This is a genomic window from Streptomyces sp. HSG2 (genome assembly GCF_016598575.1).
In the GTDB taxonomy this organism is placed as follows: domain Bacteria; phylum Actinomycetota; class Actinomycetes; order Streptomycetales; family Streptomycetaceae; genus Streptomyces.
Genome location: NZ_CP066801.1, coordinates 3,364,199 through 3,387,572 on the forward strand (window position 1 = coordinate 3,364,199; position 23,374 = coordinate 3,387,572).

The window sequence follows — 23,374 nt, forward strand, 5'->3', positions numbered from 1 at the left end:
GTCCCCTGCGGGGCCGGATCGAAGGTGTCCACCTACAGGGGGGGAAGCGCCGTCCTTCAGGACCGGGAGGAGGTCAATCAGTAGGAGGAACCGGAGGCGCCCAGCGAGCCGGTGGGGTGCCAGACCGTCTTGGTCTCCAGGAAGGCCGTCATCCGCTCCGTGCCGGGCGTCCGCGACCAGTCCTCGGTCGATCGGGGGCGCAGCACCCGCTTGAGGTTGTCGGCCGCGGAGACCTCCAGGTCCCTGGCGAGTTCCGCGTCGGCTCCCGTGAGGTCGATGGCGTTGACGTCCTGATGGGCGGCGAGCGGCGCGGCGAGTTCCGCCGCGCGCCCGGAGAGGACGTTGACCACGCCACCGGGGAGGTCCGAGGTCGCCAGGACCTCGCCGAGGGAGAGGGCCGGGAGCGGAGCGCGCTCGCTCGCCACCACGACGGCGGTGTTGCCGGTGGCGATCACCGGGGCGACGACCGAGACGAGTCCCAGGAGGGACGACTCCCGGGGGGCCACCACCGCGACCACGCCGGTCGGTTCGGGGGAGGAGAGGTTGAGGAAGGGGCCGGCGACCGGGTTGGAGCCGCCCCTCACCTGGGCGATCTTGTCGGTCCACCCCGCGTACCAGATCCAGCGGTCGATGGCCGCGTCGACCTCGGCGGAGGCCTCGGAGTCGGCGAGTCCCTCGGCCTTGGCGACCTCGCGGACGTACTGCTCGCGGCGGCCCTCCAGCATCTCCGCGACGCGGTACAGCACCTGGCCGCGGTTGTAGGCGCTCGCGCCGGACCAGCCGCCGAACGCCCTCCGCGCGGCGACGACCGCGTCGCGGGCGTCCTTGCGCGAGGCGAGTGGCGCGTTGGCCAGCCAGTGGTCCTCGGAGTCCGTCACCTCGTACACTCGGCCGCTCTCCGAACGCGGGAACTTCCCGCCGACGTACAGCTTGTAGGTCTTCAGGACACTCAGTCGCGGGTCAGACATCGAGGTATGCCTCCAGGCCGTGCCGGCCGCCCTCGCGGCCGAAGCCCGACTCCTTGTAGCCGCCGAACGGCGAGGTCGGATCGAACTTGTTGAACGTGTTGGACCAGACGACGCCCGCGCGAAGCTTGTTCGCGACCGCGAGGACGCGCGACCCCTTCTCGGTCCAGATGCCCGCCGAAAGCCCGTACGGGGTGTTGTTGGCCTTGGCGACCGCCTCGTCCGGGGTACGGAAGGTGAGGACCGACAGCACCGGGCCGAAGATCTCCTCGCGGGCGACGGTGTGCGCCTGCGTCACGCCGGTGAAGAGCGTGGGCGGGAACCAGAAGCCGCGCGCGGGCAGCTCGCACTCCGGCGACCAGCGCTCGGCGCCCTCGGCCTCGCCCCGCTCGGCGAGCGCGGTGATCCGGGCCAGCTGCTCGGCGGAGTTGATCGCGCCGATGTCGGTGTTCTTGTCCATCGGATCGCCCAGGCGCAGCGCCGACAGCCGGCGCTTGAGGCGGTCCAGCAACTCGTCTCGGATCGACTCCTGTACCAGCAGACGGCTGCCGGCGCAGCAGACCTGGCCCTGGTTGAAGAAGATGCCGTCCACGATCCCCTCGACGGCCTGGTCGATCGGCGCGTCGTCGAAGACGATGTTGGCGCCCTTGCCGCCGAGTTCCAGGGTGAGCTTCTTCCCGGTGCCCGCCACCGTGCGGGCGATCTCCTTGCCCACGGCCGTGGAACCGGTGAACGCGACCTTGTCGACGCCCGGGTGGGCCACCAGCGCGGCGCCGGTGGCGCCGTGGCCGGTCACGATGTTGACGACGCCTCGGGGAAGGCCGGCCCGGCGGCAGACGTCCGCGAAGAACAGGGCGGACAGCGGGGTGGTCTCGGCCGGTTTGAGGACCACCGTGTTGCCGGTGGCCAACGCGGGGGCGACCTTCCAGGCGAGCATCAGGAGCGGGAAGTTCCAGGGGATGACCTGACCCGCGACGCCCAGCGGCCTCGGGTGCGGGCCGAACCCGGCGTGCTCCAGCTTGTCCGCCCACCCGGCGTGGTAGAAGAAGTGCGCGGCGACCAGGGGCAGGTCCGCGTCCCGCGTCTCGCGGATGGGCTTGCCGTTGTCCAACGTCTCCAGGACGGCGAACTCGCGGGCGCGCTCCTGGATGATCCGCGCGATCCGGAACAGGTACTTGGCGCGCTCGGCGCCTGGCAGCGCCGACCAGGTCCCGAAGGCCGCCCTGGCGGCCCGGACGGCCTGGTCCACGTCCTCCTCGGTCCCGTCGGCGACCTCGGAGAGCACCTCCCCGGTGGACGGGTCCACCGTCGCGAACGTCCGTCCGCCGGTCGACTCGCGGAACTCGCCGTCGACGAAGAGGCCGTAGGAGGGGGCGATGTCGACGACGGAGCGGGACTCCGGTGCCGGCGCGTAGGCGAAGGCGTTCGTCTGCTTGTCCGTGGTCATGGGGTCTCAGTCCACCGTCACGTAGTCGGGGCCGGAGTACCGGCCGGTGGCCAGCTTCTGGCGCTGCATCAGCAGGTCGTTCAGGAGCGAGGAGGCGCCGAAGCGGAACCAGTGGTTGTCCAGCCAGTCCGCGCCCGCGGTCTCGTTGACCAGGACCAGGAACTTGATCGCGTCCTTGGCGGTGCGGATGCCGCCGGCGGGCTTGACCCCGACCTGGATCCCGGTCGCCTTCCGGAAGTCCCGGACGGCCTCCAGCATCAGCAGGGTGTTGGCCGGGGTGGCGTTCACCGCGACCTTGCCCGTGGACGTCTTGACGAAGTCCGCGCCCGCGATCATGGCGAGCCAGCCGGCACGACGGATGTTGTCGTAGGTCGACAGCTCGCCGGTCTCGAAGATGACCTTCAGGCGGGCGTCCGGTCCGCAGACCTCCCGGACCGCGACGATCTCCTCGTACACCTTCAGATAGTGCCCCGAGAGGAAGGCTCCGCGGTCGATGACCATGTCGATCTCGTCGGCGCCGGCGGCCACGGCCTCCCGGACGTCGGCGAGCTTGATCGTCAGGGGGGCGCGGCCCGCGGGGAAGGCGGTGGCGACGGAGGCGACCTTGACGGTGGACCCCGCCACCGCCTCCCGGGCCGCCGCCACCATGTCGGGGTACACGCAGACCGCCGCCGCGCCGGGCGCGGAACGATCGGTCGGGTCCGGGTGGACCGCCTTGGCGCCGAGCGCCCGGACCTTGTCCGGCGTGTCCGCTCCCTCCAGCGTGGTCAGGTCGACCATGGAGATGGCCAGGTCGAGGGCGAAGGCCTTGGCGTTCGCCTTGATGGAACGGGTACCGAGGGAGGCGGCGCGAGCCTCCAGGCCGACCGCGTCGACACCGGGCAGCCCGTGCAGGAAGCGGCGCAGCGTGCTGTCCGACGCTGCGACGCCCGGAAATCCTCGCGCGGGCGCGTCGGCGGTACCGGGTGCGTCTGGTGCAGGGGTGGGCATGGTCACCCATCGAGCATATCTACGCGCGTAGCATCTGTACACCCCGCCACGTGGACGGCTGGGGGCACCCCTGGCGGACCCACCCGGGCGCGTCGGGCAGAATCGGCGCCATGACCACCCCGGAGCACCAGCCGCCCTCGCCGTCACCCTCTCGCCCGGGGGTCAGGGACCGGATCTACCGCTCGCCCGCCGCCATCCTCGGCGGGGTCCTGATGCTGATCCTTGCTCTGTGGCTGGGCGTGGACGCGATGGTCGACGGGGCGGGGCGCACCCCGTGGCTGGCGGTCGCGGTGCTGCTGTTGGTGGTTCCCCCGGTGACCGCCTACACCCTGCGTCCGGCGGTCTTCGCCGGGGAGGACCGGCTCCGGGTGCGCAATCCGCTGCGGGTGATCGAGCTGCCGTGGGGGCGGGTCGAGATGTTGCGCGCCGGATACTCCAACGAGGTGACGACCACCTCCGGGACCACCTACCAGCTGTGGGCCATCCCGGTGTCCTTGCGCGCCCGCAAGCGCGCCGCCCGTCAGGAGGCGCGCCGCGCCGCGGACGGCCCGGGGGCGTCCGGGCGTCGACGCCGCGGGTCCGACGGGCCGGAGGGGATCGCGGCCGGCGCCGTGGCCGGACTCGGGGCCCCGGAGCCCGCGCCGTTCCGGGCGCCGAGCGACAAGATCATGGACGAGCTCCGGGAGATCCACCGGGCGCGCGGACGGGCGGCCGGCGCGCAGGGCACGGTGGCGGTCCGCTGGGCCTACGAGATCATCGTGCCGATGGCCGCGGGCGCGGTGTTGCTGCCGGTGGTCCTGCTGGCGCTGGACTGAGCGGGCCGCGGCGCCCCTCGCCGGGAGGACCGCCGTCGTGCGGTGGCCGCCGGACACGCCGCGCGGTCGACCGCCGCGCCGTCGGCGTCGGCGGACCGCGTGGCGTCGAGTCGGGCGGGGCGCGTGCCCCCGCCGAAGGGGCCGGGGCGGCTCAGATCCCCGCGGCGCTCGCGAGGTCGCGCTTGAGCGCCTCCAGGACGTCGGCCGCCCGCGCCCGCGCGTCGGCGAGTTCGCCGCGGGTCGCGACCGGGACGACGACTTCCAGGTAGCACTTCAGCTTGGGTTCGGTGCCGCTGGGGCGGACGATCACCCGGGCGCCGTCCAGGGTGTAGCGCAGGCCGTCGGTGGGTGGCAGCCCGCCCGTGCCTCGGGCGAGATCCTCCGCCTCGGTGATCGGCAGGCCCGCGAGGCGGGTGGGGGGTTCCTCGCGCAGTCGGCGCATGGCGTCGGCGATCACCGAGAGGTCCCGCACGCGTACCGAGAGCTGGTCGGTGGCGTGCACGCCGTGCGTGACGGCCAGGTCGTCCAGGAGATCGAGCAGGGTGCGGCCGTCGCGCTTGAGCACCGAGGCCAGTTCCGTGACGAGAAGCGCCGCGGTGATCCCGTCCTTGTCGCGGACTCCGTCCGGGTCGACGCAGTAGCCGAGCGCTTCCTCGTAGCCGTAGCGCAGGCCGTCGGCGCGGGCGATCCACTTGAACCCGGTGAGGGTCTCCACGTGCGGGAGCCCCGCCTCGCGGGCGATGGAGCCCAGGAGGGAGGAGGAGACGATCGACTCGGCGAAGGTGCCCCGGGCGCCTCGGGCCACCAGGTGGGCGGCGAGGAGGGAGCCGACCTCGTCGCCGCGGAGCGTCCGCCACTCGCCGCCGTCCTGGACCGCGACGGCGCAGCGGTCGGCGTCCGGGTCGTTGGCGATGATCAGGTCCGGCGCGGGCGTGAGGGCGCGGGCGGTGGCGAAGGCCAGGTCCATGGCGCCCGGTTCCTCCGGGTTGGGGAAGGCGACCGTGGGGAAGTCCGGGTCCGGTTCGGCCTGCTCGGCGACGACCCTCGGGGGCGGGAAGCCCGCGCGCGCGAAGGCCGAGAGCAGCGTGTCCTTGCCGACCCCGTGCATCGGCGTGTAGACGGTCCGGGCGGTGCGGGGGGAGTTCGGCGCCAGGACGGCGTCGGTCCGCGCCAGGTACGCGTGGAGGACGTCGTCGTCCAGGACGTCCCAGCCGGTGTCGGGCCGGGGAACGAAGTCGAGCGCCGGGACGGCGTCGATCTCGGCGGCGATGTCGCTGTCGGCGGGCGGCACGATCTGCGAGCCGTCCCCGAGGTACACCTTGTAGCCGTTGTCCCGGGGCGGGTTGTGGCTCGCGGTGACCTCCACCCCGGCCACGGCCCCGAGGTGGCGGACGGCGAAGGCGAGGACGGGGGTGGGCAGCGGTCGGGGGAGGAGCGCCGCGCGCAGGCCGGCGCCGGTCACGACGGCGGCGGTGTCACGCGCGAAGTCGGCGGACTTGTGCCGGGCGTCGTAGCCGATGACCACGAGGCCGTCGCCGTGTCCCCGCTTCCGGAGGTACGCGGCGAGGCCGGCGGCGGCGCGGATCACGACGGACCGGTTCATGCGGGTCGGGCCCGCGCCCAGCTCGCCCCGCAGTCCTGCGGTGCCGAACCGCAGGGTGCCGGCGAAGCGGTCGGCGAGTTCGGTGTGGTCCTCGTCGGCGATCAGCCGGGCGAGTTCCTCGCGGGTCTCCGGGTCGGGGTCCTCCGCCAGCCATGCGCGGGCCCGGGCGATGAGGTCGGCGTGCACGTCGTTCAGCCTCTCGTTGGTCGGTCGACGGGGTCGGTGGGGGCCCGCCCTCCGGTGGGCCCGGCCGGACGTGGGGCGGCGGGGCGCCGGCCGCTACAGCCGACCCAGTACCCGGGTCAGCAGCTCGCCCATGCGGGTCGCGGAGTCCCGTCCGGCCTGGAGGACCTCCTCGTGGTCGAGGGGTTCCCCGGTCATGCCGGCGGCGAGGTTGGTCACCAGGGAGATCCCCAGCACCTCCGCTCCGGCCTCACGGGCCGCGATGGCTTCCAGGACCGTCGACATGCCCACCAGGTCGGCGCCGATCACACGAGCCATCCGGATCTCGGCGGGCGTCTCGTAGTGAGGTCCGGGGAACTGGGCGTAGACGCCTTCCTCCAGGGACGGCTCGACCTCCTTGCACAGGGCGCGGAGCCGGGGGGAGTACAGGTCGGTGAGGTCGACGAAGTTCGCGCCCACGATGGGGGAGGCGGCGGTGAGGTTGAGGTGGTCGCTGATCAGGATCGGCTGGCCGGGGCGCATGCCCTCACGCAGGCCGCCGCAGCCGTTGGTCAAGATGACGGTCTTGGCGCCGGCGGCGACGGCGGTGCGCACGCCGTGGGCGACCGGCGCCACCCCGTGGCCCTCGTAGTAGTGGGTGCGGCCCAGGAAGACCAGCGCGCGCTTGCCCCCGACGGAGTACGACCGGATGGTGCCGCCGTGGCCCCGCACCGCGGGCTTGGGGAAGCCCGGCAGTTCGGTGACCCGGAACTCCGCCTCGGGGGCGCCCAGCGCCTCCACGGCCGGGGCCCAGCCGGAGCCCATCACCAGGGCGACGTCGTGAGCGGCGGCGCCGGTGAGTTCGCGCAGGCGGGCCGCGGCGGCGTCGGCGGCGGCGTAGGGGTCGCCCTGGATGTCGTCGGGAAGAAGAGATGCGTTCACGTCGACGAGGGTAGCGGCTTACTGCCTACGCGCGTAGATGACAGAGGTCACGGGATCCGGATCGTTGTCTCGTCGTTTCCCACGAAGGCGCCTCAGCAGGGGCGTTTGCGCAGTTCCATCACGTAGTCGTGGGGTGCCCCGGCGGATTCCGCCGCGTCGGCCAGTTCACCCAGGTACCGCGCCGAGGGCAGACCGCCCTCGTAGGCGTTCAGGACGTACGCCCAAGCCCCGATGTCGCCGTCCAGGGTGTGGGCGCGCACCCTGGTGCGCCGATAGACGCCGAGCCCGACGCCTTCCCAGCGGTCCAGGGAGTCCTCGTCCATCGGGGCGACGTCGTAGAGCGCCACGAACGTCTGGGAGAGCGGGTCCTCCACCAGGGTGGCGAGCGCCCCCTCCCACCCCATCTGCTCGCCGCCGAAGGTCAGCCGCCAGCCGTCCAGCCAGCCGGTGGCGCGGAGTGGCGAATGAGGGGCGCGGCGGGACATCAGCCGCGCGTCGAGGTTGCCGGCGTAGGCGGCATGGAGCGACATGGAGCGAGGGTACGGCAGCGGCTTCTCGCGGCTGATGTCCGCCCGCGGCGCGACGCGAGGCCGCCCCGGGGCGGCCCCGAGGGGGAGCGTGCGGGAGAATGGGGCACGTGACTCGGATCGTGATCATCGGTGGCGGACCCGGCGGATACGAAGCGGCGCTGGTCGGCGCCCAACTCGGCGCGGAGGTGACCGTCGTCGACCGCGACGGCCTCGGCGGGGCGTCGGTGCTGACGGACTGCGTGCCGTCCAAGACCCTCATCGCCACGGCCGAGGTGATGACCACCTTCGAGTCCTCGCACGAGGAACTGGGCATCATCGTCGCCGACGACACCCCACCGCTGGAGAAGGCCGCCCGGGTGGTGGGCGTGGACCTGGGGAAGGTGAACCGCCGTGTGAAGCGGCTGGCCCTCGCGCAGTCGCACGACATCACGGCCGCGGTCACCAGGGCAGGGGCCCGGGTCGTGCGCGGTCGCGGTCGGCTGGAGGGGATGCAGGAGGTCGACGGCTCCCGGAAGGTCGTGGTGCGTGCCGCCGACGGGAGCGAGGAGACGCTGGTCGCGGACGCGGTCCTGATCGCCACCGGCGGTCATCCCAGGGAGCTGCCCGACGCCCGCCCGGACGGCGAGCGCATCCTGAACTGGACCCAGGTCTACGACCTCGACGAACTGCCCGAGGAACTGATCGTCGTCGGTTCCGGCGTCACCGGCGCCGAGTTCGCCGGCGCCTACCAGGCTCTGGGGTCGCGGGTCACGTTGGTCTCCTCGCGTGACCGGGTGCTCCCGGGCGAGGACCCGGACGCCGCGGCGGTACTGGAGGACGTGTTCCGGCGTCGGGGCATGAACGTGATGGCGCGTTCGCGCGCACAGTCGGCCAAGCGCGTCGGCGACAGGGTGGAGGTCACCCTCGCCGACGGCCGGACCATCACGGGCACGCACTGCCTGATGGCGGTCGGCGCCGTGCCGAACTCCGAGGGCATGGGCCTGGAGGAGGCCGGGGTCAGGCTGCGCGACTCCGGGCACGTCTGGACCGACCGGGTCTCGCGGACCACGGCCCCCGGCGTCTACGCGGCCGGCGACGTCACCGGTGTCTTCGCGCTGGCCTCGGTGGCCGCCATGCAGGGGCGGATCGCCATGTACCACTTCCTCGGCGACGCGGTGACCCCGCTGGACCTCAAGGCGGTCTCCTCGAACGTCTTCACGGACCCGGAGATAGCGACGGTGGGGTACACCCAGGCGGACGTGGACGCGGGGAAGATCGACGCCCGGGTACTGAAGCTGCCGCTGCTCCGCAACCCGCGCGCGAAGATGCAGGGGATCCGCGACGGCTTCGTCAAGATCTTCTGTCGGCCGGGCACCGGGATCGTGGCGGGCGGTGTGGTGGTGGCGCCTCGTGCCTCGGAGTTGATCCATCCCCTCTCCATCGCGGTCGACAACAACCTGACGGTCGAGCAGATCGCGAACAGCTTCACCGTCTATCCGTCGCTTTCCGGCTCCCTGGCCGAGGTGGCGCGCCAGCTCCACACCCGCAAGTCCGACAACGGGGTGTAGTCCGGGGGCGGGGTCGGGTCCGCGATCGCTTCCCTGTTCCGGCCGGGGTGAGGCGCGACGCGCAGTGGTTCGGGCGCCGGGCCATACCACGTCGTGATCTGCTGTGCGCACATTTTCCACTTTTCGGCGCAAAGTGCTGAAAGGAGTCGGTCGGCGGGGTTACTGTCAGTTTCGTGTTCGCTGCAGAACGTCGCCAATTGATCCTCGAAATGGTGCGAGCCAACGGAGCGGTCTCGCTCCGGGAACTCGCCCGCGTCGTCCAGACCTCCGAAGTGACCGTACGGCGGGACGTGCGCGCTCTGGAGGCAGAAGGGCTCCTCGATCGTCGCCACGGGGGCGCGGTCCTGCCGGGCGGCTTCACGCGGGAGTCCGGCTTCCCGCAGAAGTCCCATGTCGCCACAGCCGAGAAGACGGCCATCGCCGACCTCGCCGCGGGCTTCGTCCGAGAGGGCGAGGCCGTCGTGGTGGGCGCGGGCACCACCACCCAGGAGCTGGCCCGCCGCCTCGCCCGGGTGCCCGGACTGACCGTGGTGACCAATTCGTTGCTGGTCGCCCAGGCCTTGGCGCACGCCAACCGGGTGGAGGTCGTCATGACCGGCGGGACGCTCCGCGGCTCGAACTACGCGCTGGTCGGCAGCGGTGCCGAACAGTCCCTCCATGGGCTGCGGGTCTCGCGGGCCTTCCTCTCCGGGAGCGGACTGACCGCCGAGCGCGGGCTGTCCACCTCCAACATGCTGTCGGCCTCGGTCGACCGCGCGTTGGTCCATGCCGCCGCCGAGGTCGTCGTCCTGGCCGATCACACCAAGCTCGGGACGGACACGATGTTCCAGACCGTCGAGACCGAGGTGATCACTCGGCTGGTCACGGACGAGCCGCCCGCCCACGCCGAGCGCGCCGCCGCGGAGTTGCAGGCCCTCGCCGACCAGGGCGTTCAGGTCTCCGTCGCCGGGAACCCGGGCGGTGCGGAGGGCGCGTCGGCAGGTGCGGCGGCCGCGCGCCGGTCCGCGCGTCGGGAGGTCGCCCTGCCGGGGCCGCGCCGGCAGGGCGCCGGTGCGCGAGCGCAGGCCGGGGTGCCGGGGGAACCGGGCGTCGGTGTGGATCAGCGCCCGCGCGTGGCGGACCTGCGTCGGCGCTGACCGGGGCCCGCGTTCGCGACACGGCCCCGTCGGTCCGGAGGACGGGCCCCGACCGAGGCGGCGAGCTCTGTCGCGGGAGGGGCTGACGGGTGCCGGGCGTCGTGGCCGCCGGTCATGCCGGCACGCGTCCCCGCCGCACGGGTGGGCGCGCCGGCACTCGGGCACCCACTCCGCCGGCGGGCCGTCGCCGCTGTCTCAGTCCTTGATCTCGCAGATGACGGCGCCGGAGGTGAGGGAGGCCCCGACCTCGGCGTTCAGGCCCTTGACGGTGCCGGCCCGATGCGCGTTGAGGGGCTGCTCCATCTTCATGGCCTCCAGGACGACCACGAGGTCGCCCTCCTTGACCTCCTGACCCTCCTCGACCGCGATCTTGACGATCGTTCCCTGCATCGGGGAGGCCAGGGTGTCCCCGGAAGAGGCGGGGCCCGACTTCTTCGCGGCGCGGCGCTTGGGCTTGGCCCCGGCGGCCAGGCCGGTGCGGGCCAGGGACATCCCCAGGGAGGAGGGGAGGGAGACCTCCAGCCGCTTGCCGCCGACCTCCACCACGACCGTCTCGCGGCCGGACTCCTCCTCGCCTTCCCCACCGGCGGAGGCGGCGAAGGGCGGGATGTCGTTGACGAACTCGGTCTCGATCCACCGGGTGTGGACGGTGAAGGGCTCCTCGGACCCGGACAGCTCGGGAGCGAAGGCCGGATCGCGCACCACCACCCGGTGGAAGGGGATGGCGGTCGCCATGCCCTCGACGGTGAACTCGTCCAGGGCGCGGGCGGCGCGCTGGAGGGCCTCCGCCCTGGTGCGGCCGGTCACGATCAGCTTGGCCAGCAGGGAGTCCCAGGCCGGTCCGATGACGCTGCCCGACTCCACACCGGCGTCCAGGCGGACGCCCGGCCCCGACGGCGCGGCGAAGTTCGTCACGGTGCCGGGCGCGGGGAGGAAGCCGCGCCCGGGGTCCTCGCCGTTGATGCGGAACTCGAAGGAGTGGCCGCGCAGGGGCGGGTCGTCGTAGCCGAGGGCCTCTCCGTCGGCGATCCGGAACATCTCGCGGACCAGGTCGATGCCGGAGACCTCCTCGGTGACCGGGTGCTCGACCTGAAGGCGGGTGTTCACCTCCAGGAAGGAGATGGTCCCGTCCGCCCCCACGAGGAACTCCACGGTCCCCGCGCCCACGTAGCCGGCCTCCTTGAGGATGGCCTTGGACGCCCGGTAGAGCTCCGCGACCTGCCCCTCGCTCAGGAAGGGCGCGGGCGCCTCCTCCACGAGCTTCTGATGGCGGCGCTGAAGGGAACAGTCCCGTGTGGAGACCACCACGACGTTGCCGTGCGTGTCGGCGAGACACTGGGTCTCCACGTGCCGGGGCTTGTCCAGATAGCGCTCGACGAAGCACTCGCCGCGACCGAACGCCGCGACCGCCTCGCGCACCGCCGAGTCGTACAGCTCCGGGACCTCCTCCAGGGTGCGGGCGACCTTGAGTCCTCGCCCGCCACCGCCGAAGGCGGCCTTGATGGCGATGGGCAGCCCGTGCTCCCGCGCGAAGGCGACGACTTCCTCGGAGCCGGCGACCGGGTCGGAGGTGCCTGCCACGAGCGGCGCCCCGGCGCGCTGCGCGATGTGCCGGGCGGCGACCTTGTCGCCCAGGTCGCGGATGGCCTGCGGGGGCGGGCCGATCCAGATCAGCCCGGCGTCCAGGACGGCCCGCGCGAACTCGGCGTTCTCCGAGAGGAAGCCGTATCCGGGGTGGACGGCGTCCGCGCCGGACTCCCGAGCCGCGTTCAGGACCTTGTCCATGTCGAGGTAGCTGGTGGCGGGGGTGTCACCGCCCAGGGCGAACGCCTCGTCGGCGGCGCGGACATGCAGGGCGTCCCGGTCCGGGTCCGCGTAGACGGCCACGCTGGCGATTCCGGCGTCCCGGCAGGCCCGGGCCACGCGGACAGCGATTTCGCCACGGTTGGCGATGAGCACCTTGCGCACGATTGAGGCTCCCTCCTTGAAACAAGCCGAGTTTAGGGACTGCCGACACGGCACTTCGACCCATCCCCAGGGGTGAGCTTGCCCACACGGAGCGTGATGCCGGGCTCACTCGGACCACGAAAGCCCTTGTCGCCCGGTGATGTGCGGGCCTCCTCGGGGAAACCCTAGCCCCCCGGTGTGGCCAAGGTCTCTGTGAGGGCGTGCCGCGCCCCACTCCGTTTCTTTGTGGAGTCCCTACGAATGGCCCAACGTTCCCCGACCGGAGGGACGACTCTTGTCCGGGGGTTTGCCCGCGCGTGGAACGCGCGGTGCGAAGGCCGAGGCGTGGGGCCGCACGGGCGGGGTTCGGGCGCGCCGCTCCGTTCGCTCGGGTGCGCGCTCGTGGCGGGTGCCGTCGGCCCGGTCAGCTCCGCTCCGGCTCCCACAGCGCGGTGATGCCCACCCCCAGTTCCGCGAGGAGGCGGCGGAGCAGGGGGAGGCTCAGGCCGATGACGTTGCCGTGGTCGCCGTCGATGCCGTCGACGAACGGAGCGGAGCGCCCGTCCAGGGTGAAGGCCCCGGCGACACCGAGCGGCTCACCGGTGGCGACGTAGGCGGCGATCTCCGCGTCGCTCGGGTCGCCGAAGCGGACCACGGTGGAGGCGACGGCGGCGGCATGGCGGCCCGTGACGGTGTCGTGGACGTGGTGGCCGGTCCGCAGGGTGCCGGCCCGGCCGCGCATGGCCTTCCAACGGGCGACGGCCTCTTCCGCGTCGGCGGGCTTGCCGAGGGGGCGGCCGTCCAGGTCCAGGACGGAGTCGCACCCGACGACCAGCGCTCCACGCGCCTCGGGGCGGGCGGCCACCACCGATGCCTTGGCCCGCGCCAACGCCAGCGCCAGCTCGGCGGGGGTGGGCGCGCTCACGGCGTCCTCGTCGACACCGCTCACGATCACCTCGGGGCGGATTCCGGCCTGCCGCAGCAGGCCCAGCCGTGCGGGGGACCGGGAGGCGAGCACGAGTCGGCGGCGCGGCTGATCTGTCATCCGTTCAGCGTACCGGCGGGAGCGCGCGAGCCGTGCCGGGCGTCGGTGGCGTCGGGCGGCGCCGTCGGGCGGTCGAGGCGGTCGGGGAACCGCGGGCGATCTCGCCACGCGAGGCGGAACTCCCCCGGGTGCGTCGGTCAGCCGGGCCAGTAGGTGCGGGCCCAGGTCGACGGCCCCGGGTGGGGGCGGCGGCGGGTGGCGATGCGGGCGGGGTCCGCCCACGCGCCCGGCGCCGGCGCCGGATCCGGCGGTTCGGCCGACGCGACGGCGCGGGCGCGGACCACCGCCAGCGCGGCGGCCAGCTCCTCCGGGGTCGGGTTGCCCCTGACGATCTTGATCACGACGACTCCTCGGACACTCGTGTCGCTTCCGAACTCCGCGGGGGCCCGTCAGAGCGGGATGTTGCCGTGCTTCTTCGGCGGCAGCGACTCCCGCTTGGTGCGCAGTTGTCGCAGGCCTCGGACCAGGTGGCGCCGGGTGTCGGATGGCATGATCACCGCGTCGACATAGCCCCGCTCGGCGGCCGTGTACGGGTTGAGCAGCGCGTCCTCGTACTCCCGCATCAGACGCGCCCGCACCTCTTCGACGTCCTCGCCGTTCGCCGCCGCCTCGGCCAGGGTGCGCCGGTGCAGGATGTTGACCGCGCCCTGCGCGCCCATGACGGCGATCTGCGCCGTCGGCCAGGCGAGGTTCAGATCGGCGCCCAGGTGCTTGGAGCCCATGACGTCGTAGGCGCCGCCGAACGCCTTGCGGGTGATGACGGTGATCAGGGGGACGGTGGCCTCGGCGTAGGCGTAGATCAGCTTCGCGCCCCGGCGGATGATCCCGTCGTGTTCCTGGTCCACTCCGGGCAGGAAACCGGGGACGTCGACGAAGGTCACCACGGGGACGTTGAAGGCGTCGCAGGTGCGGACGAAGCGCGCGGCCTTCTCCGAGGCGGTGATGTCCAGACAACCGGCGAACTGCATCGGCTGGTTGGCGACGATGCCGACGGGATGCCCCTCGACCCGGCCGAACCCGGTGAGGATGTTCGGCGCGAACATCGGCTGGGTCTCGCAGAACTCGCCGTCGTCGAGGACGTGCTCGATGACGGTGCGCATGTCGTACGGCTGGTTGGCGCTGTCCGGGACGAGCGTGTCCAGTTCGCGGTCGCTCTCGCCGACGTCGAGGTCCGCCTCCTCGGGGAAGGCCGGCGGCTCGGAGAGGTTGTTCGACGGCAGGTACGACAGCAGTTGCTTGACGTACTCGATGGCGTCCTTCTCGTCGCCGGCCATGTGGTGGGCGACGCCGGAGGCGGTGTTGTGGGTGCGGGCGCCGCCGAGCTCCTCGAACCCGACGTCCTCGCCGGTGACGGTCTTGATCACGTCCGGACCGGTGATGAACATGTGCGAGGTCCGGTCCACCATGACGGTGAAGTCGGTGATCGCCGGGGAGTAGACGGCACCGCCCGCGCACGGGCCGACGACGAGGGAGATCTGCGGGATCACCCCGGAGGCGTGGGTGTTGCGTCGGAAGATCTCCCCGTAGGCGCCGAGCGAGGCCACTCCCTCCTGGATGCGCGCGCCCCCGGAGTCGTTGATCCCGATCACGGGGCAACCGGTCTTCAGCGCGAAGTCCATCACCTTGACGATCTTCTGGCCGTAGACCTCGCCGAGCGCGCCGCCGAAGACGGTGAAGTCCTGCGAGAAGAGGGCCACCGGGCGCCCGTCGACGGTGCCGTAGCCGGTGACGACGCCGTCGCCGTAGGGCCGGTTGGCGTCCAGCCCGAAGTTGGTGGACCGGTGTCGGGCGAACTCGTCCAACTCGACGAAGGAGTCATCGTCGAGGAGCAGGTCGATCCGCTCACGCGCGGTCAGTTTGCCCTTGGCGTGCTGTTTCTCCACGGCGCGTTCCGAACCGGCGTGCGTCGCTTCCTCGATGCGACGCTGGAGATCCGCGAGCTTACCCGCGGTCGTGGGGACGTCGGGTCGCTGCTCTACCGGTTCGGACATCGGGATGCGGCTCCCTGCCTGCTCAGGAAAGGGGGGACGGTTACTCGCTCGTAGACTAGTAGGGGCTCTTCGGGTCGGCAGTGCGGTCTTTCCCACACCGGGCCCCCAGGGTGACGTGCTTGACTTCCGCGTCCGGCCGGAGGCGGGTTCCCGAGAGCCGCCTCCCCGGGTACCCGCCCGGCGTCCACGCGACAGCCCGAAGGAGAACCAACCACGATGATGTCACCCGACCCTTCCGACGACCGGGACCGGTGGTCCGATCTGGACCGTCCCCCGCTGAACGATTCCGCGCTGCGTCGGGGGCTGGTGCGCGAGGGCGGACTGTGGACCGAGGTGCGGGTGGTGCGCCGCACCGGCTCCACCAACTCGGATCTGGTGGCGGAGGCCTTGGCGGGCACGGCCGACGAGGGCACGGTGCTGGTCGCCGAGGAGCAGACCGAGGGGCGTGGCCGGCTCGACCGGAGGTGGGTGGCGCCCTCGCGCTCCGGGCTCTTCTTCTCCGTGTTGCTGCGGCCGGTCGAGGTGCCCGTGGCCCGCTGGGGCTGGCTGCCGCTGTTGACCGGGGTCGCCGTGGCGAGCGGCCTGTCCCGTGCGGCGGGTGTGGACACCGCGTTGAAGTGGCCCAACGATCTCCTCGTCACCGTGGACGGGCGGGAGCGGAAGGCCGGGGGGATCCTGGCGGAGCGGGCGGGCGGGGACGGCGTCGTCGTCGGCGTCGGCGTCAACGTCACCCTCCGGGAGGACGAACTACCGGTGCCGGAGGCCGGATCACTCGTCCTCGCGGGCGCGGCGGGGACCGACCGGGATCCGCTGCTGCGGGGGGTCCTGCGTTCGCTGGAGGAATGGTACGGCCGGTGGCGAGGGGCGGGGGGCGACGCGTCGGCGAGCGGCCTCCAGGAGGCGTACGCGGCCGGCTGCGCGACGCTCGGGCGGGTGGTCCGCGCCGAGCTGCCCGGTGATCGGTCGCTGGTGGGCGAGGCGGTCGCCCTCGACGGCGACGGGCGCCTGGTGCTCGCCACACCCAGCGGGCTGAGGGAACCGGTGGGCGCGGGGGACATCGTCCACCTGCGGCAGGCCTGAGCCGTCGCCCGGCGGTGCGTCCGAACGCGGGTCGCGCCACGCCTTTCGGGAGTGAGCCGGCCCACAGCTGACGTAAGGTTGGGGCCGGCCGACCTGGCCGCGGCAGATCGGAAGGGCAAGGCGTGACCGTCGACGACACGGGCCCCGGGGCGGAGGGAGACGACGGGCTGGAGCCGCGGCGCGCCGATTCCGCCGAGGACCCGCTGGCGCTGCGTCTGGAACACCTCATCCTCGGTGCCGAGCGTCGTTACACCCCCTTCCAGGCCGCCCGCAGCGCCGGCGTTTCGGTGGAGCTGGCCACCCGGTTCTGGCGGGCCATGGGCTTCGCCGACATCGGCCAGGCCAAGGCCCTCACCGAGGCGGACGTCCTCGCCCTTCGCCGGCTCTCCGGGTTGGTCGAGGCGGGGCTGCTCAGCGAGGCGATGGCGGTCCAGGTGGCGCGGTCCACCGGCCAGACCACCGCCCGGCTGGCGGACTGGCAGATCGACTCGTTCCTGGAGGGGCTGACCGAGCCCCCGGAGCCGGGAATGACCCGGACCGAGGTCACGTACCCCCTGATAGAGCTGCTGCTTCCGGAGTTGCAGGAGTTCCTGGTCTATGTGTGGCGGCGCCAGCTCGCCGCCGCGACGGGCCGGGTCGTCCAGGTCGCCGACGACGAGGAGATGGTCGACCGTCGGCTCGCCGTGGCCTTCGCCGACCTGGTCGGGTTCACCCGGTTGACGCGCCGGATGGAGGAGGAGGAACTCGGCGAACTGGTCGAGGCGTTCGAGACCACCGCCGCGGACCTGGTCGCCGCCCGGGGCGGTCGGCTCATCAAGACCCTCGGCGACGAGGTGCTGTACGCGGCGGACGACGCCGGCACGGCGGCCGAGATCGCCGTCGAACTGATCGAGACGATGGCCGCCGACCAGACCATGCCCGAGCTGCGGGTCGGCATGGCCTTCGGCACCGTCACCACGCGGATGGGCGACGTCTTCGGCACGACCGTGAACCTGGCGTCCCGACTCACCTCGATAGCGCCCCGGGACGCCGTCCTCGTCGACGCCGCCTTCGCCGAGGAACTGGTCAGGGGCGAGGCCGCGCCCGCCTCGGAGGCGACGCACGACGAGCAGGTCGCCGAGGCGCGGAAGCGGGGCGCTGAGCCGCCCTGGTACCCCTTCGCGCTCCGACCCGTGTGGCAGCGGCCGGTGCGCGGTCTCGGGGTCGTGGAACCCTGGTTGCTCACCCGGCGGGGCGCGGAGTCGTAGACCGACTCGCCCGCGCCCGCCGCGCTGAACCCTCGCGGGCCGGAACGGCCGTCTCAGCGCGGGAGAACCGCGCAGATTCGGACCACCGGGAGGCACACGGCCGGCGCCCCGGGACGCGGCGCGGGCCCGGTCGCCTCCGCGGCAGGTGCCGGGGCCGGAGGCGGGGGCGGAACGGGCGCGCCCGCTTCCGCCCCCGCGGCCGATCCGCCGCTCCCCGTCGGTCGCGCGGGCGGCGGGTCGGGCTCACGGGGTGCCGGGCGGGGTGTCGCCGGCGGCGGCGCCTTGGACCCCGAACGGCCCGCGCCGGGCCGGGCGGCCTTCCTCGTGGGCGCCGGCGGCTCCTCTCTCGCCGCCGACCCGCCGCCGGAGTCCGCGAGGGCCGGCGGGCTCGGCGCCGCCGGGGTGTCGGGCCGGCCGAGCGGCGGCACGCCCGTGGAGAAGCCCCCGAGCGCGCTCTCGGCGGTCCGGGCCCGTCCGGTGCCCAGGGAGGTCCCCGTCGGCTCGTCCTCCGGGACCGGGGCGGATCGAGGGCCGGCGGAACCCGGTGTGCTCCCGCCCGCCCCGGCCGGGACGTCGGCGGTGTTCTCGGCCACGACCCGAGGGGCGCCGCCGGGGGTGGGCCCGGGGTTCTCGGCCGTGGGACGCGCGCGCTCCGAGGGCTGGGGCGAGGCGAGGGGGCGTGCCTGCGTGGTGGCGTCGTGCCCACCGCCGCCGGGTTCGCTCGCGAGACGGGCCAGCCCCAGGACGCCGACGGCCAGGGTGAACCCCCCGACAGCCAGTAGCGACCGACGAGGACGGGGGCGACGGTGTCGCCCCCGAGCCCCCGGAAACGGCGCTCTCGGCCGGCTCGGCGCGCGAGGCCGGCCCCCCGTGGCTCCGGTCGCCGCCGCCCCCCGGACGCCCTGGGCGGACGCGCCCCCCGCCGCGGGCGGACCGGTCGGTTGCCGTGGGGCGACCGCGGCCGGCGCGATCGCCCCACCCGGTGCGGGTGTGGACGTGGGTGTGATGACGGTGCGCATGCTCCCCTCCCGGTGCGCGTCCCCCCGGAGCGCCCCTGGTGAGCGCACGCTACGCCCGGGTCCGGGTACGGGACACGGCAGAACCACCGACATCACTCGAACGGGTTGACGGGGGGTGACGTCGCGACCGGGGGTGACGTCGCTTCCTCGTGGTGCGGGAGGGGTGTCGCCATGCCCGGGCACCTGGGATGATCGGAGCGTTCGACGTTGTTAACCCGCGTTAACCGGAGGGTGTCATGGGCGAGGAGCGATTCGGGGACGTCGTCGCGGTCCGGCGGTCGGAGGACGGTCGGGTCGCCGAGCTGGTCCTCGACCGGCCGAAGGCGATGAACGCCGTGTCCACGGCGATGGCCGGGGCGATCCGCGACGCCTGCGCCGCCCTCGCCGACGACAGGGAGGTCCGGGCGGTGGTCCTGACTTCGACGCACGCGCGGGCGTTCTGTGTCGGCGCCGACCTCAAGGAGCGCGATTCCTTCACCGACGCGGACCTGCTGCGCCAGCGCCCGGTGACGCGCGCCGCGTACACGGCCGTCCTGGAGCTGCCGATGCCCACCGTCGCCGCGGTGGGCGGTTTCGCCCTCGGCGGGGGGTTCGAGCTGGCGCTCTCCTGCGACGTGATCGTGGCCGACGCCACGGCGGTCGTGGGGTTGCCCGAGGTGTCCGTGGGCGTCATCCCCGGCGGCGGCGGTACGCAGCTGCTGCCCCGGAGGGTCGGCGCGGCGCGCGCCGCCGAGCTGGTCTTCACCGCTCGACGGGTGGCCGCCGACGAGGCGCGGCGGCTGGGCATCGTGGACGAGTTGGTGGCGGAGGGGGAGGCGCGGGGGGAGGCGCTTGCGCTGGCCGCCCGGATGGCCGCCAACTCCCCGGTCGGGCTCCGCGCCGCCAAGCGGGCGCTGCGGCTCGGCCAGGGGCTCGACCTGAGGGCCGGGCTGGAGGTCGAGGACGCGGCGTGGCGGGCCGTGGCGTTCTCCGGGGATCGGGCGGAGGGCGTGGCCGCCTTCAACGAGAAGCGGGAGCCCCGCTGGCCCGGGGAGTGAGGGGGCGGCACCACCGGTGGATCGGGGCGCGGTGCAGGGGGCGGGGCGGCGAACATGTGCCCGGGTGAGATATCACGTTTGCCCGGAATGTCTCTACTCTGGGGTGATGGGTGAGGACAGGCGGCTCGCGGCCGTCGTCGCGCTGGCACAGGGCATGGCCGCCGCGCGGAGTTCCCGCGACGTCTGGCGCGCCGCCGCCCTGGGCGGCTGCCGCGCGCTGGGCGGTGGCTTCGCGGCGCTGTCGGTGTGGGAACGGGGGCTGGGCAGGCTCCGCGTCCTGGTGAACGTGGGGGAGCGGGCCCCGGACGAGGAGGAGTTCCCCGAGGACGAGTCCTACCCGGTGCACCAGTTCGCGGAGATTACCGAGTTCCTCCACGAACGCTGGGCGGGCGGCGGCGAGCCCGGTGCCTGGGTGGAGACCGCCGAGGGTCCGGCCGCCGGGCGCCCGGGATACGTGCACCAACGGGTGGCCGCGCTGCGCCACCGAGGACGGGGCTGCTGTGTCGTCGCCCCGATCGTCCTGCACGGCCGGGCCTGGGGGGAGCTGTACGTGGCGCGGCCCGTCGGCGCGCCGCCCTTCGGTCGAGCCGACGCCGACTTCGCCACCGTCCTGGCCGCGGTGGTCGCCGCCGGGATCGCGCAGACCGAGCGCTTGGAGGAGGTGCGCCGATTGGCCTTCACCGACGCGCTCACCGGCCTGGCCAACCGCCGGGCGGTGGACGCCGGACTGGAGGAGGCGGTCGAGCGCCACCTGCGGGACGGTGTGGTCGTCAGCCTCGTCGTCTGCGATCTGAACGGGCTCAAGCGCGTCAACGACACCCACGGGCACGCCGTGGGAGACCGACTCCTGGAGCGGTTCGGCTGTGTGCTCTCGCGGTGCGGGGCGATGGTTCCCGGTGCGCTCGTGGCACGGCTCGGCGGCGACGAGTTCTGCCTGCTCTCGGTCGGTCCGGCGGCCGACGTGGTGGTCGGGGTCGCCGACGAGCTGTGCCGTCGGGCGGGTGAGTTGGAGCTCGGCGACGGCGTGGCGTGCGGGGTGGCGTCCACCGAGGACCCGATCGGACCGGTCGGCTCGGCCCGGCGTCTCTTCCGGCTGGCCGACGCGGCCCAGTACCAGGCGAAGGCGGAGGGCGCGGAACGCCCGGTCGTCGCCGGGCGGGGCGGTCCGGCGGACCCGGTCGTGGCGCTGGCCGACGAGCCCTCCTCGCGGGGCGAGGGCGGAGAGCGTCGCCGCTTCCGAGGGCGGCGAGCGCCATAGGGAGGGGGTGCGCGACAGCCTGGTGACATCCCTGAATTCAGTGCGTACTCTCCTGAATATGGATATGCGCCAGGTGGTGGTCGGGACCTCCGGGGTCACCGCGTCCGATGTCCTCGCCGTCGCGCGGGGCGACGCCCGCGTCGAGCTCTCCGAGGGCGCGCTGGCCGCTCTCGCCGCCTCGCGCGAGATCGTCGACGCCCTGGCGGCAAAGCCCGAGCCGGTATACGGCGTCAGCACCGGTTTCGGCGCGCTCGCCACCCGACACATCGGCCCCGAGCTTCGGGCCCGGCTCCAACGCAACATCGTGCGCTCGCACGCGGCGGGCATGGGACCCCGGGTCGAGCGGGAGGTGGTGCGGGCCTTGATGTTCCTCCGGCTGAAGACGCTCTGCTCCGGCCGCACCGGGGTCCGCCCCGAGCTGGCCCGGACGATGGCGGACCTGCTGAACGCCGGCATCACCCCGGTCGTGCACGAGTACGGCTCGCTCGGCTGCTCGGGGGACCTGGCACCGTTGTCCCACTGCGCCCTCGCGCTCATGGGCGAGGGAGACGCCGAGGGCCCCGACGGCATCCCCCGCCCGGCCGGCGAACTGCTCGACGCGCATGGGATCCGCCCCGTGGAACTGCGAGAGAAGGAAGGACTGGCCCTGCTCAACGGCACGGACGGCATGCTCGGCATGCTGATCCTGGCCTTGTCGGACCTGGCCCGCCTCTACACCTGCGCCGACATCACCGCGGCGCTCACCCTGGAGGCGTTGCTGGGCACCGACCGGGTCCTCGCCCCGGAGCTGCACGCGATCCGCCCGCACCCCGGGCAGGCCGCCAGCGCCGCCAACATGCTCGCCGTGCTGGAGGGCTCCGGGATGACCGGCCACCACCAGGACGAAGCGCCCCGGGTCCAGGACGCCTACTCCGTGCGCTGCGCCCCGCAGGTGGCCGGGGCCGGTCGGGACACCCTGGCCCACGCGCGGCTCGTCGCCGAGCGGGAGTTGGCGTCCTCGGTGGACAACCCGGTGGTCCTGCCCGACGGCCGGGTCGAGTCCAACGGCAACTTCCACGGCGCGCCCGTCGGCTACGTCCTCGACTTCCTGGCCATCGCCGTCGCCGACCTGGGCTCGATCGCCGAGAGGCGCACCGACCGGCTGCTGGATCGCCACCGCAGCCACGGGTTGCCGCCCTTCCTCGCCGACGACCCCGGTGTGGACTCCGGTCTGATGATCGCCCAGTACACGCAGGCGGCGTTGGTCGCGGAGCTGAAGCGGTTGGCCGTGCCGGCCTCGGCGGACTCCATCCCGTCCTCGGCGATGCAGGAGGACCACGTGTCGATGGGATGGTCGGCGGCGCGCAAGTTGCGCACGGCCGTCGACCACCTCACGCGGATCCTCGCGATCGAGTCGTACACCGCCTGTCGGGCGATCCGGCTGAGAAACGGTCTCGTCCCGGCGCCAGCCACCAGCGCCGTGGTCGCCGCCGTGCGGGAGGCCGGGGTCGAGGGTCCCGGGCCCGATCGCTTCCTCGCCCCGGATCTGCGGGCGATGGAGAGCCTGGTCCGGGACGGCGGGCTGGTCGCGGCGGCGGAGTCGGTCACCGGGCCGCTGCGCTAGGTGCCCCGTGGGGGACCGTCCGGCCGCTCGCCCAAGGCCCGGGCGGCGGGCCCGGCCGGAGGGGCGAGGGGCGGGCGACCGGGGTCCGTCCATCTCGGACCGCGCGAGGAGCCGAGGGGGCGGGTGTCAGAACCCGAGTCGCTCTCGCCGCACCGAGTACGCCACGAACCCGGCGCCGACCGTCAGGAACGCGGTGCCCCCGACGAGGAACGGCGTGCTGTCGAACGTGCCCGTGTCGGCCAGCAGGGCCTGCCGGTCCGTCGCCTCCGGGTCCGTCGCGGCCCGTGCGACCTCCCCGGTGGTCGGCTGCGACGACCGTGTCCCGAGGGCGTCCGAGGTCGCTCTGCCCGAGGAGGCGTTGGCGGAGGGGACGAACCACAGGGCGCACAGGACCGAGCCCGCCGCGACGGCGGTCAGCAGTGGACGGCGGGCGGACGACACGAAATATCGATCTCCTTGCGGCGCTGGCGATTTGGCCATGTGGGGCGATGTTAGTGAAAGGCGCGGGTCACGGGAAAGTCACAGGACCACTTCGCCGTACTCTCCGGGCATGAGCACACCTGAGACATCACGCTTTGTACGCCTCCGTGTCGACCTGGTCCTGGAGGTCGAGGACGAGGAGGCCCTGACCGGCGCGGCCCTCCAACGCGTCGCCGCCGACGAGGCGCTGCCCGCGGCCGAGCGCGCGCACGCCGAGACCGCAGTGACGGAGGACGTCGCGGAGGCCCTCGCCCATCTCGTCGACCCGTTCGACCTGGTGGCAGAGGTGCCCGGGGTGGAGCTTCGGCAGGCGTCCTGGAGCGGCGAGCGGATCGACGAGGACCCGGGCCCGTCCGGCTGGGACGCCGACTGGGACGACGACGTCTACCCCGAGTACGACGAGGACGGGGAAGGGCCCGGCGAGGACGACCGGGACGCCGCCCTCGCCGCGGGCGGCCTCCGGGAGCGGGTCGCCGACTGAGTCGAGGCGCGGCTTGGGAGAATTTTGACCCCGGGCGGAAACCGCGGCC

20 protein-coding genes are annotated in these 23,374 nt (G+C 73.4%); 9 read left to right on the forward strand and 11 right to left on the reverse strand.

Going from position 1 to position 23,374, the window contains the following annotated elements; translation table 11 throughout:
• Window positions 1–77: 77 nt before the first annotated feature.
• Genes JEK78_RS14500 through deoC form a run of 3 tightly spaced genes read right to left on the reverse strand, consistent with a single transcriptional unit; the run spans window position 78 to window position 3,402 of the window.
• Window positions 78–968 carry an aldehyde dehydrogenase family protein gene (locus JEK78_RS14500; RefSeq protein WP_200259165.1) on the reverse strand — a complete coding sequence of 297 codons (891 nt, stop codon included), beginning with the start codon at window positions 966–968 and terminating at the stop codon, window positions 78–80.
• Complete coding sequence (locus tag JEK78_RS14505) at window positions 961–2,412, reverse strand: aldehyde dehydrogenase family protein (RefSeq protein WP_200259167.1); 1,452 nt, start codon at window positions 2,410–2,412, stop codon at window positions 961–963. The genes JEK78_RS14500 and JEK78_RS14505 overlap by 8 nt, the downstream gene beginning before the upstream one ends.
• Window positions 2,413–2,418: 6 nt before the next feature.
• Complete coding sequence (gene deoC, locus JEK78_RS14510; protein ID WP_200264174.1) at window positions 2,419–3,402, reverse strand: deoxyribose-phosphate aldolase; 984 nt, start codon at window positions 3,400–3,402, stop codon at window positions 2,419–2,421.
• Between the two features lie 110 nt (window positions 3,403–3,512).
• Between deoC and JEK78_RS14515 the strand changes: the two genes are divergently transcribed.
• The gene (locus JEK78_RS14515) at window positions 3,513–4,217 is read left to right on the forward strand and encodes a PH domain-containing protein (protein WP_200259169.1); all 705 of its coding nucleotides are present in this window, start codon (window positions 3,513–3,515) and stop codon (window positions 4,215–4,217) included.
• A gap of 151 nt (window positions 4,218–4,368) precedes the next feature.
• Here JEK78_RS14515 and JEK78_RS14520 read toward each other — a convergent pair whose 3' ends face one another.
• From JEK78_RS14520 to JEK78_RS14530, 3 genes are all read right to left on the reverse strand, one after another.
• The gene (locus tag JEK78_RS14520) at window positions 4,369–6,006 is read right to left on the reverse strand and encodes a phospho-sugar mutase (RefSeq protein ID WP_200259171.1); all 1,638 of its coding nucleotides are present in this window, start codon (window positions 6,004–6,006) and stop codon (window positions 4,369–4,371) included.
• Between the two features lie 93 nt (window positions 6,007–6,099).
• The gene (locus JEK78_RS14525) at window positions 6,100–6,924 is read right to left on the reverse strand and encodes a purine-nucleoside phosphorylase (RefSeq protein ID WP_200259173.1); all 825 of its coding nucleotides are present in this window, start codon (window positions 6,922–6,924) and stop codon (window positions 6,100–6,102) included.
• A 92-nt stretch (window positions 6,925–7,016) separates the two neighbouring features.
• Window positions 7,017–7,454, reverse strand: a complete 438-nt coding sequence (locus JEK78_RS14530; RefSeq protein WP_200259175.1) for a gamma-glutamylcyclotransferase — start codon at window positions 7,452–7,454, stop codon at window positions 7,017–7,019.
• Window positions 7,455–7,552: 98 nt separating this feature from the next.
• Here JEK78_RS14530 and JEK78_RS14535 point away from each other — a divergent pair, with 98 nt between their 5' ends.
• Together JEK78_RS14535 and JEK78_RS14540 are read left to right on the forward strand one after the other, a co-directional pair.
• Entirely contained in the window at window positions 7,553–9,001 is a 1,449-nt protein-coding gene (locus tag JEK78_RS14535) for an NAD(P)H-quinone dehydrogenase (protein ID WP_200259177.1), read from the forward strand.
• A gap of 209 nt (window positions 9,002–9,210) precedes the next feature.
• Window positions 9,211–10,137, forward strand: a complete 927-nt coding sequence (locus JEK78_RS14540) for a DeoR/GlpR family DNA-binding transcription regulator (protein WP_242483409.1) — start codon at window positions 9,211–9,213, stop codon at window positions 10,135–10,137.
• Between the two features lie 195 nt (window positions 10,138–10,332).
• Here the strand turns inward: JEK78_RS14540 and JEK78_RS14545 are convergent, their stop codons facing one another.
• From JEK78_RS14545 to JEK78_RS14560, 4 genes are all read right to left on the reverse strand, one after another.
• Window positions 10,333–12,105 carry a biotin carboxylase N-terminal domain-containing protein gene (locus JEK78_RS14545; RefSeq protein WP_200259181.1) on the reverse strand — a complete coding sequence of 591 codons (1,773 nt, stop codon included), beginning with the start codon at window positions 12,103–12,105 and terminating at the stop codon, window positions 10,333–10,335.
• Window positions 12,106–12,508: 403 nt separating this feature from the next.
• Entirely contained in the window at window positions 12,509–13,129 is a 621-nt protein-coding gene (locus tag JEK78_RS14550; protein ID WP_200259184.1) for a nucleoside triphosphate pyrophosphatase, read from the reverse strand.
• 137 nt (window positions 13,130–13,266) lie between these two features.
• Entirely contained in the window at window positions 13,267–13,470 is a 204-nt protein-coding gene (locus tag JEK78_RS14555) for an acyl-CoA carboxylase epsilon subunit (RefSeq protein WP_200259187.1), read from the reverse strand.
• 48 nt (window positions 13,471–13,518) lie between these two features.
• Window positions 13,519–15,120, reverse strand: coding sequence for an acyl-CoA carboxylase subunit beta (locus JEK78_RS14560; protein ID WP_200259190.1), 1,602 nt, complete (start codon window positions 15,118–15,120; stop codon window positions 13,519–13,521).
• A 219-nt stretch (window positions 15,121–15,339) separates the two neighbouring features.
• Between JEK78_RS14560 and JEK78_RS14565 the strand changes: the two genes are divergently transcribed.
• From JEK78_RS14565 to hutH, 5 genes are all read left to right on the forward strand, one after another.
• Window positions 15,340–16,200: a biotin--[acetyl-CoA-carboxylase] ligase gene (locus tag JEK78_RS14565; RefSeq protein WP_200264175.1), complete on the forward strand. Its 861-nt coding sequence runs from the start codon at window positions 15,340–15,342 to the stop codon at window positions 16,198–16,200.
• Window positions 16,201–16,322: 122 nt separating this feature from the next.
• Complete coding sequence (locus tag JEK78_RS14570) at window positions 16,323–17,447, forward strand: adenylate/guanylate cyclase domain-containing protein (RefSeq protein ID WP_200259193.1); 1,125 nt, start codon at window positions 16,323–16,325, stop codon at window positions 17,445–17,447.
• Window positions 17,448–18,702: 1,255 nt separating this feature from the next.
• Window positions 18,703–19,503: an enoyl-CoA hydratase-related protein gene (locus JEK78_RS14575; RefSeq protein ID WP_200259196.1), complete on the forward strand. Its 801-nt coding sequence runs from the start codon at window positions 18,703–18,705 to the stop codon at window positions 19,501–19,503.
• Window positions 19,504–19,609: 106 nt separating this feature from the next.
• Window positions 19,610–20,761 (forward strand): GGDEF domain-containing protein, encoded by a 1,152-nt coding sequence (locus JEK78_RS14580; RefSeq protein WP_200259199.1) that lies wholly within the window; start codon window positions 19,610–19,612, stop codon window positions 20,759–20,761.
• Between the two features lie 64 nt (window positions 20,762–20,825).
• Complete coding sequence (gene hutH, locus JEK78_RS14585; protein ID WP_200264176.1) at window positions 20,826–22,364, forward strand: histidine ammonia-lyase; 1,539 nt, start codon at window positions 20,826–20,828, stop codon at window positions 22,362–22,364.
• Window positions 22,365–22,490: 126 nt separating this feature from the next.
• On the opposite strand, the gene JEK78_RS14590 is transcribed toward hutH, so the two are convergent.
• On the reverse strand, window positions 22,491–22,805 hold the full coding sequence (locus JEK78_RS14590) for a hypothetical protein (RefSeq protein ID WP_200259202.1): 315 nt from the start codon (window positions 22,803–22,805) through the stop codon (window positions 22,491–22,493).
• 109 nt (window positions 22,806–22,914) lie between these two features.
• Here JEK78_RS14590 and JEK78_RS14595 point away from each other — a divergent pair, with 109 nt between their 5' ends.
• The gene (locus JEK78_RS14595) at window positions 22,915–23,325 is read left to right on the forward strand and encodes a hypothetical protein (RefSeq protein ID WP_200259203.1); all 411 of its coding nucleotides are present in this window, start codon (window positions 22,915–22,917) and stop codon (window positions 23,323–23,325) included.
• Window positions 23,326–23,374: the final 49 nt, after the last annotated feature.